The following is an 18,761-nucleotide window of genomic DNA, read 5'->3' on the forward strand; positions in this document are numbered from 1 at the left end:
ATATTTTATTATATTTGCCACTTCACAATTTAACAAACACCTATGAAAAACAACAACCTTAACGATTTAGCTTTTGCATTATTAAGAGTATCATTCTCAGCAATGATGCTTACTCATGGCATTCCAAAACTTAACAGACTTCTTGAGAGCTCTTCAGGATTCCCTGACCCTTTTGGAATAGGAAGTACGCCATCATTAATATTGGCAGTTATCGGTGAAGTTGTAGCACCATTTTTTGTACTGATCGGTTTTAAAACAAGAATTGCTGCAATTCCAGTTATAATTACAATGGCTGTGGCTGGATTTTATATCCACATTAACGACGATTTTGGCACTAAAGAAAAGGCGTTTCTTTACCTATTCGGATTTATAGTGATTGCCTTAGTTGGTGCTGGGAAACATTCTGTAGACGGTAGAAAATAAAATTTAATGAAAGCAGTCTCTGTTGTTACCATAAAGAAAGAATTAAAACATAGGTCTTCAGAAGAATTACTGGAACTGTGTTTGCGCCTTTCTAAATTTAAAAAAGAGAACAAAGAACTGCTTACCTATTTATTATTCGAATCTCACGATGAGACTGGGTATATTGAAACTGTAAAAGCGGAAATTGATGAGCAGTTTGAAGCCATCAATACCAATAGTTATTTCTATATCAAAAAGAGTGTTCGGAAAATTTTAAGGAACATTAAAAAATACGCACGCTATTCTCTAAAAAAAGAAACTGAAGTGGAATTGTTACTCCATTTTTGCGCTGTCTTAAAAGATTTCAAGCCATCTATCAAAAATAACCTCACTCTGACCAATATCTACGAGCGTCAAATTGCGCTAATTAAGAAAATAGTCAGTACTCTGCATGAAGATTTGCAGTATGATTATACTATGAAATTGGAGGAATTGGAACTATAAGGTTATCTTCATAAAATAGAATTATAACCTAAATAAAAAGCGTCACACATATTAATGGATGACGCTTTTTTTATTGGTTGAATTTTCGATTGAATCTACATTCAAAGCTACATCATAATACGCACCAAGAGTTCTTTTAGCAAATCGCCTTGAGATACAGCATTGGCACCAACACCTTTACTTTTAACGTCAAAATCGCGCAGGGTAGCCACCACGCTACTCACTTTTCTCATCGGAAAATTACGCGCTGCAGTAATATATTCGTTGACAAAATAGGGATTTATTTTTAAGGCAACGGCCACATTACGGGGCGATTTATCAGTCATACCATGAAAATGGAGCAGCTGCGAGAAAAAATTAAACAACAAAGAAACCGTCATCACCATTGGATTGTCCTTCGGATTCTCAGCAAAATAAGTTATAATTTGGTGGGCCTTTTTAAAATCGCCTTCTCCAATAGCCTTGCGCAATTCGAAATTATTGAAGTCTTTACTAATTCCAATATTCTCTTCAATATGTTCTGGCGAAATTTGAGTGCCTTTTGGTAAGATAATCTGCAGTTTTTCCAACTCGTTATTAATCTTACTCAAATCAGTTCCTAAAAACTCCACCAGCATTTGCGCTGCTTTTGGCGCAATAGTAAAATCTTTTGGAGCGAGCACCTTTCTAATCCAATCGCCTACTTGGTTGTCATAAAGCTTTTTGCTTTCGTAAACCACACCCACTTTATTCAGGGTTTTATATAATGACTTACGTTTATCAATGGTCTTGTATTTATAGCTCATGACAAGAATCGTAGTTGGCTGCGGATTTTTCGCATAATCCACCAACTTTTCGATGCTTCTGGAAAGATCCTGCGCTTCTTTTACAATGATCACTTGGTATTCCGCCATCATCGGAAAACGCTTTGCATTCCCCACAATATCTTCAACCGTCACATCACGACCATAAAGCACCATCTGATTGAATCCGCGCTCTTCTTCCGTCAGCACATTATCTTCAATAAAATCTGAAATCTTATCTATATAATAAGACTCCTCACCCATTAAAAAATAAATGGGCTTTAATTTTCGGTTCTTAATGTCGGTGGCTATCTGTCTAACTTCGTCCAAAATTTGTAAAATTTACCAATTCTCAAACGCCAAATTCCAATTTCTCCTTATGAAGTTTGGTAATTGGCTATTGAAGATTAACTTTGGGTTTGTCTAATTAAGAAGCCTTGCAACCACTCAATTTTCCAAAGTTTTCGTTTCGATTCAAAAATAGCGAAAATAAAGTATCTATTTTTGACACTGTTCGTAAAAAGTTTATCGTTCTACAACCAGAAGAATGGGTGCGCCAACACTGCGTCCACTACCTAATGACCGCAAAAAATTACCCGCATTCATTGATTAATGTTGAAAAAGAATTGACGGTCAACAATTTAAAAAAACGATACGATATTGTAGTGTTTAATCCGCAGGGTGATATCCATTTAATTGTGGAATGTAAAGCGCCAAGCATCAAGATTGACCAAAGTACGTTTGATCAAATTGCACGCTATAATCTCACCTTAAAAGCATCGTATTTGATGGTCACCAACGGTTTGGAGCATTATTACTGCCAAATGGATTTTGAGGCAGAAACCTATGTGTTTTTAAAAGACATTCCGGAATATCATCAAGGTTAGAAACAATTCATTGCACATTATTCAGAAAATAAAAATTAAAGATTAGTGATAAAAAAAGACATCGCCATAGTCATATTAAATTGGAATGGTAAAGCGCTGTTGGAAGAATTCCTTCCTTCGGTAATCGCCCATTCTACTGATGCCACCATTTATGTAGCAGATAATGCATCAACGGACGATTCCATAAAGTTCGTAGAAACGCATTACCCAACGGTAAAAATCATTCAAAATAAAGAAAACGGCGGCTATGCCAAAGGCTATAATGAGGCTTTAAAACATGTTGACGAAGAACTTCTATGTCTTTTAAACAGTGATATTGAAGTCACTGAAGGTTGGTTGACACCAATACTTCATACTTTTAAATCGCAGTCCGAGACTGCTATAATACAACCAAAAATTCTAGATTATAAAAAGAAAGACCATTTTGAATATGCTGGTGCTGGTGGCGGATTCATCGATAAATACGGCTATCCTTATTGCAGAGGACGCATTTTCGACACCATAGAAAAAGATCATGGGCAGTATAATGATACCACATCAATCTTTTGGGCTTCAGGAGCATGCTTTTTTATCCGAAAATCTGTTTTTGACACCCTAAACGGATTTGACGTGTCCTTCTTTGCACATATGGAAGAAATTGATCTCTGCTGGCGTGCACACAATATGGGATTTGTTACTAAATATGTTGGTACTTCTACGGTTTTTCATGTTGGCGGAGCGACTTTGGATAGTAGCAATCCTAAAAAAACCTATCTCAATTTCAGAAACAGCTTATTCACTATCACCAAGAACACGCCTAAAAATCTGTTTAGTATAATTTTCACTAGACTCATCCTTGACGGTTTTGCGAGTTTAAAATTCTTATTTGGATTTAAATTTTCACACATTTTAGCCATTCTTAAAGCCCATGTCAGTTTTTATGCCCGTCTTCCGAAACTTTTAAAAGAACGCAAATTGTTAAATCAAAATCTAAACCCTTATAACAGCTCAAAATATTACAATATTCACTCTATTGTGTGGTTATATTTCATAAAAAATAAAAAGATATTTAACAGTTAAATAAATCTGTTAAATTTTTTGTTAATTCTTCTTGTAACTACTGTTTTTTATATAATTTTGATGTGTTAAATTTCTAATTTTTAATCGCTACCATTATGAAAAAAATCATGTTATTAAGTGTGTTTTCAATGTTAGTTTTAAGTTCATGTGTATCTAAAAAAGAATACTCTGCACTTCAAGCAAAGCAAAAAGAAACACAAGATTTATTAAACACTGCAACTGTTAAATTGAACAGCTGTTTGTCTGATTACGCTGCTGCAAACGCACGTGTACAAGGCTTACAGGAACAATTAGCTGACATGCGTAAAACCAATCAAGATTTAATTGATACAAAAGGCAACTTAACTACCTTAACTCAAAAAGGTGCTGAAAACCTTGAGAAATCTCTAGAAAGTCTTAAAGAAAAAGATCTTAAAATTACACGTTTACAAGATGCATTGACTAGAAAAGACAGTGTTACCCTTGCAATCGTTACTAGTTTAAAGAAAGATGTTGGCCTAAACGATCCAGATATTCAAATTAATGTTGAAAAAGGTGTTGTTTACATCTCTATCGCTGACAAGTTATTATTCCAAAGTGGAAGCTACAACGTTACTTCTAAAGCTAAGCAAATCTTAAGCAAAGTTGCAACTGTTGTTAACGGTAAACCAGATTTCGAATGTATGGTTGAAGGTCATACTGATAGCGTTCCTTACAAAAAAGGCGGTATCTTAGAAGACAACTGGGATTTAAGTGTTAAACGTGCAACTTCTATTGTTAGAGTATTGGAAGATTTAGGTGTTAACCCTAAACAACTTATTGCTGCTGGACGTAGTGAATATGTACCTTTAGTTCCTAATGATTCTGCAGAAAACAGATCTACAAACAGACGTACTCGTATTTTAGTACTTCCTAAAATTGACCAATTCTACGAAATGGTTGAAAAAGAAATGAAAAATATGATTGCTGCTGACGCTAAAAAATAAGCAGTAAACTTTATAAAATTAAAAAGCTCAACTTAAGTTGAGCTTTTTTTATATCTATATAATCAAATGTGTTCTTCGAGAATTAACTTAGAAGATTTCGAGACTTCCTTTTCCTTCCCTAACGATTACAGGCTCCTCTTCTGACAGATCTATAATCGTAGAGGCTTGATTGTCTCCATACCCGCCATCAATTACCAAATCTACAAGGCCATCCCATTTTTCAAGAATCAATTCAGGATCTGTGGTGTATTCAATAATCTCATCTTCATCTCTAATGGAAGTTGAAATAATTGGCCTTCCTAACTGTCTTACAATTTCTAAAGCAATATTATTATTCGGCACCCTGATTCCCACCGTTTTTTTCTTTTTAAAAGGATGTGGTAGCGTTTTCGCTCCGGGAAGAATAAAAGTATATGGCCCCGGCAGAGCGCGTTTTAAGATCTTGAATGTTGTGGAGTCAATTTGCTTAACATAATCACTAAGGTTACTCAAATCACTACAAATAAATGAGAAGTTCGACTTTTCCAGCTTAACGCCCTTTATTTGTGCAACCCGCTCCAAAGCCCTAATATTATTGATATCGCAGCCCAGACCGTAAACCGTATCCGTCGGATAAATAATAAGTCCGCCAGCCTTTAATACCTTAATTACCTTTTTTATTTCCTTGGCATTAGGATTCTCTTCGTAAATTCTAATAAATTCAGCCATACTATGTCTCTTATTTTATCTCTTACAAAGTAATTAAATATTTTATTATGAGGGCAATAAAACTAAAGTTACTATGCATACGGCTTGTTTCAACGCATTTTAGCAATTAAAAATAACCTCAGATGAGCATCACCTCCACAAAGGCAGGTATAGAATCGATAAAATCCTAATTGGTTATACTAAATATTGATTTCAATACTTCTAACCTAGCACATCCAACTTCGCAAAACGCAACAATAATTTTTTGACCCCGCCATGTTCAAAATTGATTTCAGCTTTAGTATCCGCACCAACACCTTCAATTTTTAAAACTTCACCTTTACCAAATCGCATGTGTTCTACCACATTTCCAACAGTCAGCTTACCATCAAATAGGTTAACATCAGGACTTCCTGTAGATTTCCCGATAGGTTTTAACTTTGGTGGCGGAATGAATTTCGCTGGTTTTTCTTCAGATTTCCGCTTAACAGGCTTTTTGAATCTGATTTTATTAGGTTCTACATCTCCAAAAATATCAGCAGAAAGCATCGGATTGAAACGTTTTTCATCGATTGGTGTTAAGATCTCCAAGAAGCTTTCGTCAATTTCTTCAATAAATCGGCTCGGTTCAGCATCAATCAATTTCCCCCAACGGTAACGAGACATGGTGTATGTTAAATAGGCTTGCTTTTCTGCTCTTGTCAACGCCACGTAAAATAAGCGTCGCTCCTCCTCCAATTCACTTCGGGTGTTCATACTCATCCCACTTGGGAAAAGATCCTCTTCCATCCCCACAATATACACATATGGGAACTCCAAACCTTTAGCCAAGTGAATGGTCATAAGCGCCACATGGTCTGCATCGCCTTTATTCGCATCCAAATCTGTTGCCAATGCTACGTCCTCCAAAAACTCTGGTAAAGATCCTGTGGCATCAGCCAATTCTTCCTGACCTTCAACGAAATCCTTGATACCATTAAGCAATTCCTCAATATTCTCCATTTTGGCAACCCCTTCTGGTGTGCCATCATTTTTAAATTCCTTGATTAGCCCTGTAACCTTTGTAACATGTTCAGCCAAATCAAAGGCATTTGCGGTTTGACTCATCACCTGAAAGCTTTCAATCATGGTGACAAAGTTCTTAAGCTTATTTTTTGTTCCTGAATTGATATTGATATCTACTTTATCAATATGTTTCATCACCTCAAAAATGGAACGTTTATAGCCATTGGCAGCCACTACCAACCGATCGATGGTAGTTTGACCAATACCACGCCCAGGGAAGTTAATGACACGTTTTAGCGCTTCCTCATCTGCCGGATTGATGATCAATCGCAAATAAGACAGGACATCTTTAATCTCCTTACGCTGGTAAAAAGACAATCCTCCGTAAATTCGGTAAGGAATATTACGCTTTCGCAACGCATCCTCCATGGCACGAGATTGTGCATTGGTACGGTATAAAATGGCAAAATCGCTATTATTTAACTGGTGTTCCATTTTATTCTCAAAGATGGAACTCGCCACATAACGACCTTCATCACCATCCGTCATCAGTCTGTTTACCTTAATTTTTGGGCCATCGTCATTAGCCGTCCATACCACTTTTTCAAGTTTGGTCTGGTTTTTATCGATTATAGAATTGGCCGCATTGACAATGTTTTTAGTGGATCGGTAATTCTGCTCTAATCGAAACAGTTTCACGTCATCATAATCCTTCTGGAAGTTTAAAATATTGTTGATGTTGGCACCCCTAAAGGCATAAATACTTTGCGCATCATCACCTACCACACAAATATTTTGGAATTTATCAGATAATGCACGAACAATCAAGTACTGGGAATGGTTGGTATCCTGGTACTCATCCACCAAGATATAACGGAAACGATTCTGATATTTAGCCAACACATCAGGGAAACGCGTCAGTAACTCATTGGTTTTTAATAATAGATCATCAAAATCCATTGCACCTGCCTTAAAACAGCGTTCCACATAATTCTTGTATATATCACCCATTCTTGGGCGCTTGGCCATGGTATCAGCCTCAATTAAATCAGCATTCTGAAAATAGGCTTTTACCGTAATCAAGCTGTTTTTATAGGATGAAATCCGCGAACTGATCTGTTTGGTTTTATAGATATCCTTATCAAGCCCCATTTCCTTAATAATAGCGGAAATCAAGCGTTGCGAATCTTGAGAATCATAAATGGTGAAATTGCTTGGATAGCCTAACTTATCCGCTTCAATTCGCAATATTTTTGCGAAAACGGAGTGAAAGGTTCCCATCCATAGATTTTTCGCTTCACTAGCGCCTACAATTTCAGCAATTCTGCCCTTCATTTCGCGAGCAGCCTTATTGGTAAACGTTAATGATAAAATATTAAATGGGTCAACTCCTTGACTCATTAAATAGGCAATTCTAAATGTCAATACTCTTGTTTTGCCCGAACCGGCGCCTGCAATCACAATCATAGGACCATCCTTTTGCAGGGTTGGCGCTAGTTGTGCCTCATTTAACTGACTTAAATACTTTTCCAAATCTCTTCCATTTTTAAGAGTGTGAAATTAACCAAAGCTTCTGTTTTGAGTAAGCGTTTTTATCAATAATTATAAACAATTGCTATTGTTTTAACACTTCAAAATAAATTGAAAATCACTTAAAAGATAATCGTAGTTATTTTATTACAAAAAACATTCTAGCTTCGACTTTCCACATTATACGATAGTCTTTGCGATTGATGAAATCGGAGTTTTAGTAGGCGTTAAAAAACATCACCGTTAGCGATTGCCTTTTTAATTAAGAAATGGAGTTTGCTAACTTAGATAGCTCAGAATGCTCTCATTTTTTCTTTCCATCTCCGGTCAGAACGCTGATGAGTCCTGAGCGGACACTTAACCAAAGAAAATTAAATACAGATTTTGTGTGATCTCTCGCGATACCTTCTTTTGAACCTTCTCTAAAATTATCGGATGCCGATTTACTGTCCTTCTTTATAAAAAGATTCGCAATGGCGGATAACACCTCCTTTTTACGCGCTCCTTCTTTATCTAAGACATTCACCTTAAACTCATCATAATTCACCTTCATATCTACTCTCGAAGTATTGACATCGCCGGAAATCGTGGCATAGGTTTTAGAAAGTTCACCTTCAAAGCGCACCTTCAAATTTGGCTGTGAGAACGGATTTAAATCTGCTGCTGGTAGTTTGCCAATATCAACTTTAAAAACAAACACGTCATTAACATCATTGACATCAAAAGTCCAAAGTACATGTATGGGTGTTTTTGCCATAAAAATAGCATCGATATCCAAACTCGTTTTTTCCGAACGGTCATAAGTGTTGCTCACATTTTTAATGTCAGCATTCATTTTTGTGAATGAAATTTTACCCGCTTCCATGTTAGCATTTACTTTTTCAGAGTAAACAATGGTCGCATTTTTTAATTCGATTTCACTTAAAGTTAAATCGAAAGTCAATTCTCTTAATGTTTTACTATACAGGTTTTTACGTGTAAAATCATCCGCTACCAATTTATTTCTATACAGATACATTTCAGGACTTTCCAACATTACTTTTGGACTTTTAAAATAGAAGATGGAATCCTTTTCGTAACCAAATTTTTGACCTTCCAAAACCAACGATGGGATCGAAACATCGAAATGGTCACGCTCCTCAGTGATGATTTGATTCAGCTTAGATTTCGAATATTTTGTAAATAAATGCAATTGCTTAAACTCAGCTTTATCCTGTGTAACCTGTGCCGATGCCATTTTTAAATCCTCATACTCCCCAACAACATAAAACAGATCATTAAATGACAGATTATAATCGCCATAATCAAAAGGAATACGCCTTTTAACAGTTTTACTGTCGACATGAATCCCCATCACATTGGCGGTAAATTTCTCGGTATGTAGCAACAGGGAATCAGTTTCGTAATTCCTAATATTAAGTTCGCCATTTTGAATATTGAAGCGACCAATCTTAACCTCTTGCTTCAATTGCTCTAAAGCGGAATATTTATATTCATCCTTAGGCGTTGCACTATTATGGTTATACAGCAGCTTCGGACTCCTTAGCTGTACACTTTCAACATCAATTTTATCGTTCAGTAGATAGTTCCAAGTGGCAAAACCATCCACCAGAAGGGTATCTAATTCTAAATTCGCAACATTTTTTGAGCCATAACTCCCTTTACTTACAATTTTAGGCCGTACCATAATGACGCTACCGCTCCAAATATTCACATCTATCGCTTCGTAATCTACACTAATGGTCTCAGGAAGTTCTTTTTCGAGAAAAGCTTCTAGCTTTGAAGAAATCATGGCATCAGCCACAAAATAGCCCACAATACCAATCACTAAAATGCTTAGCAATGCTATTAATGTAATTTTTAAAGGTTTAGTCATGAGTTAAAGATATGATTTTAGCAATATGTTTTTAACTGTTGTAAGAAAAAAGTTAATCTTATCACCAAGGCTTAATTCTGCTACTTATAGGATTTCTGTTTTTTAAAATTCTTGATGAAATTTTCAAAAAAACATCTTATGTTTGATGAAACTTAATTGCCCTTATGGATTTAGAAACAAAACTAATTGACGCTCTACTTTATGCAATTCCTGCAGTAATTACCGGACTTGTTGCTTATTATTTTTTTAAGGAACACACGAAGAATGAAGATGGCAGAAGACGCTTTTTATTGCAAAAAGATATGCAGGTCAATTCCATGCCTTTACGCCTACAAGCTTACGAACGAATGGCTATTTTTCTAGAACGCATCACACCTTCAAAACTAATCGTTAGAGTTTCACCAACATCTTCAAATAAAGATAATTACGAAAGCTTACTTATAGCAAACATTGAACAGGAATTTGAGCATAATTTATCACAACAAATCTATATTTCTGATGAGTGTTGGAGCATTATTACCGCCGCAAAAAATGCAACAATTCAACTTATTAGAAAATCGAGTCTTTCAGAAAAAACCGACACTGCTGACAAATTAAGAGAAGTCGTTTTAAATGAAATGATGGACAAACGCGCCCCAAGCGACGCTGCTTTATCCTACATAAAACAAGAAGTCAGCAAGATGTGGTAATTACATCAAAGCGCCATTTCTATTTGCGTAGCTTCATGCTTTGATCGGGCATATTCAAATCCTTGCTCCCACCACGTTGTCATCAACTTTTTACTAAAAATCAGTGAATTTTCAGTTAACAATGTGGGCGTGTAATACAGATTTAGCTTCACATCTTTATTAAGAGCCGCCAATTGCCCAATGGTCACATCGCTTTTCTCCACCTGATCCATTAAATAGGAAAACAAGTTGATCATCAATGAGAACGGGTTCTTACCGAGCACCTTATGCCCCTCCATGTTTTCAGACTCCAGAATGACGGCATCAATCTCAGTAGCGCCGCGCAAAATAGCCTCCCTGATTGGAACCACACAGCCGAATCCACCATCAGCATACTCACAATCATTTTTAGTCGCCAAAGACATAAAGGGAATGTAGTTGCAGGAAATCCAAATCCAATCACAAAATTCATCGTAGGTAAAATCCCTGAGCGATTTATATTCTACAGCGCTTTTCGTGAGATTGGTAACCGTAACCACCACATCAATTCCGGAGCTTTTTATCTTATGGAATTCATACTGAGTGAAATTGCGCTTAATATTCTTTCGCAACGCACCACTCTCTCCAAAAGTCCGCTTACGCTTGATAAACTGGATTATGGAGTTGAAGTAATTTATGGAAACAAATTCGCGCCCATCTTTTTTATGCTGCACAAACGGACTGATACTAAAAATATCCTTCTGACTTACATTGGTAAAAATATCATACAACTTTCCAATATCATTGACAGCCAAATGCGGCACCAGTAAACTGCCCGTAGAGGTCCCTAAAAACATATCATAACTTTTGTTTTGATGCTCCATCAAATATTGGGCAACACCTCCTGCAAAAGCACCTTTACTTCCACCACCTGAAATCACTAACGCTTTCTTCATCTATTCGGTTATCTCCGTTTCTAACGGACTTGTTTCTACATCCTTGTATTTGGCAAAATCAAATCCACTTTGCCACCATGCTGTCATTTTCTCTTTATTAAATACCAAAGAATTGGTTGTCAAGACCGTTGGCGTATAGTAAAAGTTGATAATTGCGTCCTGATTCTTTGCTACAAACTTTCCTATTCGTATGTTCTGAAACTCTATTCTATCCACCATAAACGCAAACATATTGGTCAGCAAAGAGAACGCGTTTAAAGACGGCATCCTATTTAGTTGCGCCACTTCGGTCTGCAAAATAATAGCATCCACAACGGTCGCACCTCTTTTGATTGCCTCTTCTATTGGCACCATCGACCCTAATCCGCCGTCAGCATACTCACAGCCATTCTTTTTAGCTAAAGACATAAACGGCGTGAAGTTACAGGAAATCCACACCCAATCGATAAAATCTTCATAATCAAAATCTTTAATCGACTTATACTCAACCTGATTTAGAGATAGATTGGACACCGTTACAACAACATCCTTCTTCATTTTTTTCAAGGCATTAAAACCCTCCTCAGTGACATGCGAATGAATAAGTTTTTTAAGATTTTGGCTTTCGCCGAAGGTTTTACTGCCATTAAAAAGGTTTCGTAACACATTAAAATGATTGATACTAATGGTTTCTATCCCCTTTTTTCGCTTGATATTGAACGGACAGACATTAAAAATAGACTGCTGATCAACATTCGTATAAATCTCCTTGATTTCCTTAACTTTATTTAAAGCCAAATGAGACACCAACAAACTCCCGGTAGAAGTACCGATAAACAGATCGTAATTCAACTTTTTATGCTCAATGAGGTATTGCGCTACGCCCCCTGCAAATGCGCCCTTGCTCCCACCTCCTGATATCACCAATGCTCTCATCTAATGCCTGTTGCCTGTTTTAAATTGAACTCTTTATATTTTCAATAATACTTTTATAAGCTTCCACGCTCTCCAATTCCTCAAGCATTTTTTTTGCAAACTGCTGAAACCTCCAATTGTGATGCTTTGTGGCTTGAAATAAATTCTCCAGAGATCCCACATCGAAGCCATTAATCAACTTGAGATAATTAAAGGCATTCATCCTTAATTCAAAGCCAAATTGCGGACCTGTATAGCTTTTTAACTCATCATACACTGCTTGTTTCCTATCTGGCTGATATTCCAAGGTATTTAAATGCAAAGCCAGCCACAGCAGCTTGACATTATAATCGCTAAATCCGTAAACATCTTTCGTCTGCTGTAAATACTTAGCGCGATCTTCAGGGAAATTGACCCATAAATTGTACAATGCCGATTCAATAGTCACATAAGAAGCATCATTCAACAAGCTTTCATAAGACTTCTTTAATCCTGACGGAATGGTTATTAATTTCTGAGCGATGGCTTGTCTGACTTCCACACTATTGTTGAAATCCTCAAGCTTGACAGCATAACTATCCTGCAAGAGAATTTTTATTTTCGCTTTATCAGAAATATCAGACACCAAATAATCAGGGCATTTTAGAGGATATGTCTCACAGCTCACCTCCAAATATTCTTGGATAAAAGCAGATTTTTTCAAACTCTTCACCATCGCATCTTGAGGAAGCGCGATGTCCTCTAGCCATATTTTCACAAATTCCGTCAAATCCTGACCACTTGTTTTTTCAACTTCATTTATAAAATCAGACGTTTGAACATTCTGAAACTGATAGTTTTCCAAATAATTCTTTACGGCCAATTTAAAGGCTTCATCACCTACCTGCTCACGCAGCACGTGCAGCGCCCAACAGCCTTTCTGATAAAAAGTTAAGCTGCTAGATTTCGGATCGAGCAACGAGGTGCTATTACCAGCATTCTCCTGCGCCAACAACTGTTGTGCATACTCATGCAAACGCCAATAATAATAGTCTTCACCAAAAACGTGACGTTCTGCCAAAAGCGCGTAATAGGTCGCAAATCCTTCTTGGAGCCAATGATGATTACTGCTCGTGGCAGTCACAAAATTGCCAAACCACTGGTGCGCGAGCTCATGAGCATTGACATTAACATAATTACGATCGTTAAAACCAACCGCATCAACCACCAAGGCGTCGGAAAAAATAGTCAACGCCGTGTTTTCCATGCCCGAATACAGAAAATCCTTCACAGGCGCCTGTTTATAAATTTTCCAAGGATAAGGCACACCAATTTCTCTTTCCAAAAAATCGAACATTTGCTTACTGTAACGGTATGTGGACTCGGTTTTAGAGGAATCTTTCGGATAATAGTAATATTCTAAAGGGATGCCACTTTCTGAAATTTCAGTTTTTTTATGATAATCACCAATAGCCAACGCCACAAGATAACTACTCATAGGCGCTTCCATATCATAATGCCATTTCGTAACATTTTCTGCAACCGACTCTTTGCCAACAAGCTTTCCATTAACCAAAACCTCATAGCCATCAGCATAAGATACAGACAAATCAAATTCGATTTTATCATTTACGTCGTCAAGACTTGGCAACCAATTACTAGTGTATTTCCCTTGACCTTGCGTCCAAATTTGATTTCCTACAAAATATAGCGCGTTATTAGGCTTAGCCGAATATTCAAAATGCAACTCATAGCTGTTGTTTTCAATAAAATCGCTCAAGATGACCAACTTATTGTCTTCATTTCGAAAATCAACTTTCACTTGAGAATCACTTGTAAGATTCTTTAACTTCAAATCTTTAAAAACCATGTTGACAGCGTCAAGATAGACAGAGCCTGTGTCCTTTAAAATTTCAAAACGAGCACTATATTCGCCTGAAACCTCGCCAGGTGCCTCAAAACCTAAATCAGCTTTAATCACTTTAAAATCGACAATCTCCGTCTGTTGAGCCGAAGCCAACACAGCAAAAAGAACAAGGTAAACTGATAAAAAACAGCGCATAGATTGGTAATTACTAAGATGAGTCCAAAATAAGAAAAATAAATCGCTATAACCCATTGCACCCAAGCAAACTTTAAGCTTAGAGAAATTGAGACTTCACCAAGGATTAGCACATTTTACAACATTGAGATAAGTCAATTAAAAACGCAATTGAACCTTCATAAGGATTTCCGCATTCAAAGGAATTAGTTAAATTCGCAACAATGAATGCCAAACTTCAAACACCAATAGATTACTTAAAGGGCGTCGGACCAAATCGTGCAGATTTGCTCCGTTCAGAACTTGGCATCCACACTTATCAAGACCTGATCAACCTATTCCCAAACCGCTACATCGATAAAACCCAATATTACAAAATCAACCAATTACAGCGTAACAACGCTGATGTTCAAATTATTGGAGAAATCACAAGCTTAAAAGAAGCCGGTCAAGGCCGCGGAAAACGCCTGGTAGCAACCTTTAAAGACGATACCGGAATTCTTGAACTCGTTTGGTTCAGAGGACACAAATGGATTAGAGACAGTATCAAATTCGGGAAAAAGTATGTGATTTTCGGTAAAACAAACTGGTTTAACGGCATTTTCAGCATGCCTCACCCAGAAATGGAACTGCTTGAAGAACATGAAAAGAACTTACGTTCTGCCATGCAGCCCATTTATCCATCCACAGAAAAACTTGCAAATAAAGGCGTCACGAATCGGGTTTTGAACAAAATAATGCAGCAATTATTTCTTGAATCCAATGGACGATTTGAAGAAACTTTATCCGAAAATCTGCTCACAAATCTGAAATTAATTCCGAAAAGCAAAGCGCTTTTTAACATCCATTTTCCGGAAAGTCAAGAGCTATTATCGCAGGCGCAATTTCGTCTTAAATTTGAAGAATTATTTTACATCCAGCTGCAATTAATTATCAAAAATCTGATCCATAAATCCAAAATTAAGGGTTTCAATTTTGAACATGTAGGCGATTATTTCAATACCTTTTTTCAAGAGCATTTACCCTTCGAATTGACCAATGCCCAAAAACGGGTTTTGAAGGAAATTAGGGCCGATTTAGGAAGCAATGCACAAATGAACCGACTATTGCAAGGTGATGTAGGTTCCGGGAAGACCATTGTAGCGCTCATGTCAATGTTAATGGCACTTGACAACGGTTTTCAGGCCTGCCTAATGGCCCCGACTGAAATTTTGTCAGTCCAACACTATCATGGATTAACGTCACTATGTAAAGAACTGAACATCAGTATAAAACTACTTACAGGCTCAACCAATACTTCAGAACGACGAAAAATTCATGAAGCGCTAGAAAATGGCGAATTAGACATCCTAATCGGCACACACGCGCTCCTTGAAGATAAGGTAAAATTCAAGAATCTGGGACTCGCGGTCATCGACGAGCAGCACCGATTTGGCGTTGCGCAGCGCAGTAAATTATGGCACAAAAACACCTCGCCTCCACACATTTTAATCATGACCGCAACGCCAATTCCGAGAACCTTGGCGATGTCCGTTTATGGCGATTTGGATGTGTCCGTAATTGACGAATTACCGCCAGGAAGAAAGGACATAAAAACAGTCCACAGGTACGATAAAAATCGGTTGAAAGTTTTCGGTTTTATTCGAGATGAAATTGAGAAAGGACGACAGATCTATATCGTCTATCCGTTGATTCAAGAAAGCGAAAAAATGGATTATAAAGACTTGATGGATGGCTATGAAAGTATCTCAAGGGAATTTCCAATGCCTAAATACCAAATCTCCATTGTTCACGGACAAATGAAACCTGCAGACAAAGATTATGAGATGCAGCGTTTTGTTAAAAGGGAAACCCAAATTATGGTCGCCACAACAGTGATTGAAGTAGGTGTTAACGTTCCAAACGCCTCGGTAATGATTATTGAGAGCGCGGAACGGTTTGGATTATCGCAATTACACCAATTACGAGGCCGTGTAGGTCGTGGCGCGGAACAAAGTTACTGTATTTTAATGACGAGCCATAAATTGAGCGAAGACAGCAAAACCAGACTACAAACCATGGTCAATACTAATGATGGGTTTGAAATTGCAGAAGTCGACTTACGTTTACGAGGTCCAGGAGATTTAATGGGCACACAACAAAGTGGCGTATTGAACCTTAAAATTGCAGATGTCATAAAGGACAAAGATATTCTGCAGCATGCGCGCTATTATGCGAAGGCTATTTTAAAAGCAGACCCTTCCTTATCGCTTCCAGAAAACAAAGTTTTGCGTTATACTTACGCTCAACTAAGCAAGTACAAGAATGTCTGGAACTATATTTCCTAAGCTGTATCAATTTAGGTGACCTGTTTGGATAATTGTTCAATCTAAACACTGACCAAGCAGCCACATTGACCCTTACAAAGCATAAGAATCATTTAAAACCCACTATCCTTCCTATCAAGCCCACTATCCACAACTATTAAAATAGTAGTATCTTCGGCGTTTAGTTTTTAAAAGCTTACCCTTTAATTTTACATTATGTTACACCTTAAATTAGAAACAGATCCGCGTTGGGCTGCCATTGCTGAAGAGAATATCGAAGAAATCTTAACGGACCACGCTTGGTGTGAGCAAAAGGCTGCTACCAATGCCATCACGATTATTACGCACAATTCGCAATATGAAGATTTGGTGACTGATTTATTGGAACTCGCCAAAGAGGAACTGGAACACTTCCAGATGGTACATGACATCATCAAAAAACGAGGCTACACTCTAGGGAGAGAGCGAAAGGATAGCTATGTTAACGAACTGTATAAATTCATGAATAAAGGCGGCAATCACCTGCAAAGCATGGTGGACAGACTGTTGTTTTCCGCAATGATTGAAGCAAGAAGTTGCGAGCGCTTTAAAATGCTATCGCAACACATCAAAGATCCGGAACTTTCGAAATTCTATTACGATTTAATGGTCAGCGAAGCTGGGCACTATACCCTATTTATCGGATACGCAAGAAAATACGGCAAAGACATAAACGTGGATAAACGCTGGAAAGAGTTGGTTGAATTTGAAGGCGAATTGATCAAAAGCTACGGAAAAAGCGAAAGTATTCACGGTTAATTCTCCATCCGAAACTAAAGACGGAATTACACAAACTATTCCGCTAAAAGCATATCAATAAAGCTGCTGAATTCCTTTTTAAACGCTACATATTTTTCTCCGGTTGCAGGACCGTTAAAACCCGTATGAATTTTTCTAACCTCCCCTGTTTTATCTAAAAACACAGTCGTAGGATAAGACAAAACTTCGCTCAGCATTGGCAACTTTTTATGCGCCTCCAACTTATCAGAAGAACCGTGCTGCGCCAACAACACCGGATACTCTATGCCTAGTCTGTCTTTTAAACGTTTAATGCCCGCAAACGCTGAAGCCTCTGTTTTGGCATTTTCAAAAGCTAAGGCTACAAATTCAACACCTTTATCAGCATTATTCTTATAAAATTCAGAAAAATATGTGCTCTCATCCAAACAGTTAGGACACCACGTCCCCATCAACTGCACCACCACAACTTTATCTTTAAATCGCGCATCGTTTAGAGACACGACCTTACCGTTTTCATCAGGAAAAGCGAACTCAAAACGCTCATAACTACTGTTGAACGTTGTCATCGTATTGGCATCCGGTAATTTAAAGTTTTCATTTCTTTTCGCATCCATTGCCGCTTCCCACGTGTTTCCGGAATAAAAAACACCGTTCATCACGCTGTCCTTAACGGTCGCCACAAACAAGTATGCATGCGCACCATCAAATGTGGATAATTTTAACTGATCTCCATCAACAACACCCTCCAAATATCTATAATCGCCTGTTTTGGTTCTAAAAGTTCCCGTCACTTTTTCTCCAGTTTGCTGAAAAACACCTTTCGCTACAAAACTATCGTCACCTGATTTAGGAGAAAACAAGACTTCCCAATTCCCCGAAACGTCTGCAGATGGCTTTCTTTCAGTAACAAACCGCTTTTTTGAGTTAGGTAAAGCTTCAAAAGGAATGTTTTTATTCATAGTATTATCAATAAAACGACCTGCCATACCTTCATCCGTAAACTTTACCGCGAAATAACCGTCAAAAACAGGCATTTTAATGAAAATTGAATCATTTTTATAAGTGATATCATCCACCAAAATGACTTCGTCGGCATTTGTGATTTTCAAACTACGATCTGAAGTCACCTCAAAATTAAAGGGCAATTTTAAGTTCTCATTTACCTGCAACTGACCTAGCCAATGCCCCTGCGGGATTTTTTTTGAAAAATCTTTATTACAAGACATCATAGTGAATGCAGATAAAATGATTAGAAAGTACTTCATATAGAATTTGGGACTAATGTTGAGGGACCAATTTAACTAGAAAAACCTAAAAATAATATAATTTACAATTTCCATAACTATATACTATTATTATCTTTACGCCAAATTTAAAACAAGACGCAACACCAGGCCATTTATATTATTCTGTTTGCGAAAATTTGAATTAACCGTAACTACCTTAAGCATAACAATTAAA

16 protein-coding genes are annotated in these 18,761 nt (G+C 37.3%); 8 read left to right on the forward strand and 8 right to left on the reverse strand.

The genetic code is table 11. From position 1 onward, the window contains the following. Positions 1-42: 42 nt before the first annotated feature. Both Q0947_RS04210 and Q0947_RS04215 read left to right on the forward strand, forming a co-directional pair. Positions 43-423, forward strand: a complete 381-nt coding sequence (locus Q0947_RS04210) for a DoxX family protein (protein ID WP_299391871.1) — start codon at positions 43-45, stop codon at positions 421-423. Between the two features lie 6 nt (positions 424-429). Continuing rightward, the gene (locus Q0947_RS04215) at positions 430-906 is read left to right on the forward strand and encodes a hypothetical protein (protein ID WP_299391876.1); all 477 of its coding nucleotides are present in this window, start codon (positions 430-432) and stop codon (positions 904-906) included. Between the two features lie 107 nt (positions 907-1,013). Here the strand turns inward: Q0947_RS04215 and holA are convergent, their stop codons facing one another. Next, positions 1,014-2,018: a DNA polymerase III subunit delta gene (gene holA, locus Q0947_RS04220; RefSeq protein ID WP_299391881.1), complete on the reverse strand. Its 1,005-nt coding sequence runs from the start codon at positions 2,016-2,018 to the stop codon at positions 1,014-1,016. Positions 2,019-2,125: 107 nt separating this feature from the next. Between holA and Q0947_RS04225 the strand changes: the two genes are divergently transcribed. From Q0947_RS04225 to Q0947_RS04235, 3 genes are all read left to right on the forward strand, one after another. Continuing rightward, on the forward strand, positions 2,126-2,575 hold the full coding sequence (locus Q0947_RS04225; protein WP_299391886.1) for a type I restriction enzyme HsdR N-terminal domain-containing protein: 450 nt from the start codon (positions 2,126-2,128) through the stop codon (positions 2,573-2,575). 45 nt (positions 2,576-2,620) lie between these two features. Further along, the gene (locus Q0947_RS04230) at positions 2,621-3,634 is read left to right on the forward strand and encodes a glycosyltransferase family 2 protein (protein ID WP_299391890.1); all 1,014 of its coding nucleotides are present in this window, start codon (positions 2,621-2,623) and stop codon (positions 3,632-3,634) included. Between the two features lie 95 nt (positions 3,635-3,729). Beyond that, positions 3,730-4,599 carry a flagellar motor protein MotB gene (locus Q0947_RS04235; RefSeq protein WP_299391894.1) on the forward strand — a complete coding sequence of 290 codons (870 nt, stop codon included), beginning with the start codon at positions 3,730-3,732 and terminating at the stop codon, positions 4,597-4,599. Between the two features lie 87 nt (positions 4,600-4,686). On the opposite strand, the gene Q0947_RS04240 is transcribed toward Q0947_RS04235, so the two are convergent. The 3 genes from Q0947_RS04240 to Q0947_RS04250 all read right to left on the reverse strand — a co-directional run bounded on the left by Q0947_RS04240 (position 4,687) and on the right by Q0947_RS04250 (position 9,697). Then, positions 4,687-5,307: an L-threonylcarbamoyladenylate synthase gene (locus Q0947_RS04240; RefSeq protein ID WP_299391899.1), complete on the reverse strand. Its 621-nt coding sequence runs from the start codon at positions 5,305-5,307 to the stop codon at positions 4,687-4,689. Positions 5,308-5,508: 201 nt separating this feature from the next. Continuing rightward, positions 5,509-7,824, reverse strand: coding sequence for an ATP-dependent helicase (locus Q0947_RS04245; RefSeq protein ID WP_299391904.1), 2,316 nt, complete (start codon positions 7,822-7,824; stop codon positions 5,509-5,511). 301 nt (positions 7,825-8,125) lie between these two features. Further along, entirely contained in the window at positions 8,126-9,697 is a 1,572-nt protein-coding gene (locus Q0947_RS04250; RefSeq protein WP_299391909.1) for a hypothetical protein, read from the reverse strand. 164 nt (positions 9,698-9,861) lie between these two features. On the opposite strand from Q0947_RS04250, the gene Q0947_RS04255 reads away from it, so the two are divergent. Continuing rightward, a complete protein-coding gene (locus Q0947_RS04255) occupies positions 9,862-10,386 on the forward strand; it encodes a hypothetical protein (RefSeq protein WP_299391913.1) in 525 nt (174 codons plus the stop codon). A 5-nt stretch (positions 10,387-10,391) separates the two neighbouring features. Here Q0947_RS04255 and Q0947_RS04260 read toward each other — a convergent pair whose 3' ends face one another. The 3 genes from Q0947_RS04260 to Q0947_RS04270 are packed head-to-tail and all read right to left on the reverse strand — an operon-like array spanning position 10,392 to position 14,235. Next, on the reverse strand, positions 10,392-11,300 hold the full coding sequence (locus Q0947_RS04260; protein ID WP_299391917.1) for a patatin-like phospholipase family protein: 909 nt from the start codon (positions 11,298-11,300) through the stop codon (positions 10,392-10,394). Beyond that, positions 11,301-12,215: a patatin-like phospholipase family protein gene (locus tag Q0947_RS04265; protein ID WP_299391922.1), complete on the reverse strand. Its 915-nt coding sequence runs from the start codon at positions 12,213-12,215 to the stop codon at positions 11,301-11,303. Positions 12,216-12,234: 19 nt separating this feature from the next. Continuing rightward, positions 12,235-14,235: a M1 family metallopeptidase gene (locus Q0947_RS04270; RefSeq protein WP_299391928.1), complete on the reverse strand. Its 2,001-nt coding sequence runs from the start codon at positions 14,233-14,235 to the stop codon at positions 12,235-12,237. 203 nt (positions 14,236-14,438) lie between these two features. Between Q0947_RS04270 and recG the strand changes: the two genes are divergently transcribed. Both recG and Q0947_RS04280 read left to right on the forward strand, forming a co-directional pair. After that, on the forward strand, positions 14,439-16,541 hold the full coding sequence (gene recG, locus Q0947_RS04275; RefSeq protein WP_299391933.1) for an ATP-dependent DNA helicase RecG: 2,103 nt from the start codon (positions 14,439-14,441) through the stop codon (positions 16,539-16,541). Positions 16,542-16,736: 195 nt separating this feature from the next. Further along, positions 16,737-17,318: a tRNA-(ms[2]io[6]A)-hydroxylase gene (locus Q0947_RS04280; protein ID WP_299391938.1), complete on the forward strand. Its 582-nt coding sequence runs from the start codon at positions 16,737-16,739 to the stop codon at positions 17,316-17,318. Positions 17,319-17,353: 35 nt separating this feature from the next. Here Q0947_RS04280 and Q0947_RS04285 read toward each other — a convergent pair whose 3' ends face one another. Next, on the reverse strand, positions 17,354-18,565 hold the full coding sequence (locus tag Q0947_RS04285; RefSeq protein ID WP_299391943.1) for a TlpA disulfide reductase family protein: 1,212 nt from the start codon (positions 18,563-18,565) through the stop codon (positions 17,354-17,356). Between the last annotated feature and the right edge of the window lie 196 nt (positions 18,566-18,761).

It is taken from the genome of uncultured Gelidibacter sp., assembly GCF_947500795.1.
Classification (GTDB): domain Bacteria; phylum Bacteroidota; class Bacteroidia; order Flavobacteriales; family Flavobacteriaceae; genus Gelidibacter.

Excerpts from the sequence above, each read along its gene's own strand:
- Q0947_RS04210 (WP_299391871.1), top strand. The coding sequence starts at position 43 with ATGAAAAACAACAACCTTAACGATTTAGCTTTTGCATTATTAAGAGTA.
- Q0947_RS04215 (WP_299391876.1), top strand. The coding sequence starts at position 430 with ATGAAAGCAGTCTCTGTTGTTACCATAAAGAAAGAATTAAAACATAGG.
- Q0947_RS04235 (WP_299391894.1), top strand. The coding sequence starts at position 3,730 with ATGAAAAAAATCATGTTATTAAGTGTGTTTTCAATGTTAGTTTTAAGT.
- Q0947_RS04240 (WP_299391899.1), bottom strand. The coding sequence starts at position 5,307 with ATGGCTGAATTTATTAGAATTTACGAAGAGAATCCTAATGCCAAGGAA.
- Q0947_RS04250 (WP_299391909.1), bottom strand. The coding sequence starts at position 9,697 with ATGACTAAACCTTTAAAAATTACATTAATAGCATTGCTAAGCATTTTA.
- Q0947_RS04255 (WP_299391913.1), top strand. The coding sequence starts at position 9,862 with ATGGATTTAGAAACAAAACTAATTGACGCTCTACTTTATGCAATTCCT.
- Q0947_RS04260 (WP_299391917.1), bottom strand. The coding sequence starts at position 11,300 with ATGAAGAAAGCGTTAGTGATTTCAGGTGGTGGAAGTAAAGGTGCTTTT.
- Q0947_RS04265 (WP_299391922.1), bottom strand. The coding sequence starts at position 12,215 with ATGAGAGCATTGGTGATATCAGGAGGTGGGAGCAAGGGCGCATTTGCA.
- Q0947_RS04270 (WP_299391928.1), bottom strand. The coding sequence starts at position 14,235 with ATGCGCTGTTTTTTATCAGTTTACCTTGTTCTTTTTGCTGTGTTGGCT.
- recG (WP_299391933.1), top strand. The coding sequence starts at position 14,439 with ATGAATGCCAAACTTCAAACACCAATAGATTACTTAAAGGGCGTCGGA.
- Q0947_RS04280 (WP_299391938.1), top strand. The coding sequence starts at position 16,737 with ATGTTACACCTTAAATTAGAAACAGATCCGCGTTGGGCTGCCATTGCT.
- Q0947_RS04285 (WP_299391943.1), bottom strand. The coding sequence starts at position 18,565 with ATGAAGTACTTTCTAATCATTTTATCTGCATTCACTATGATGTCTTGT.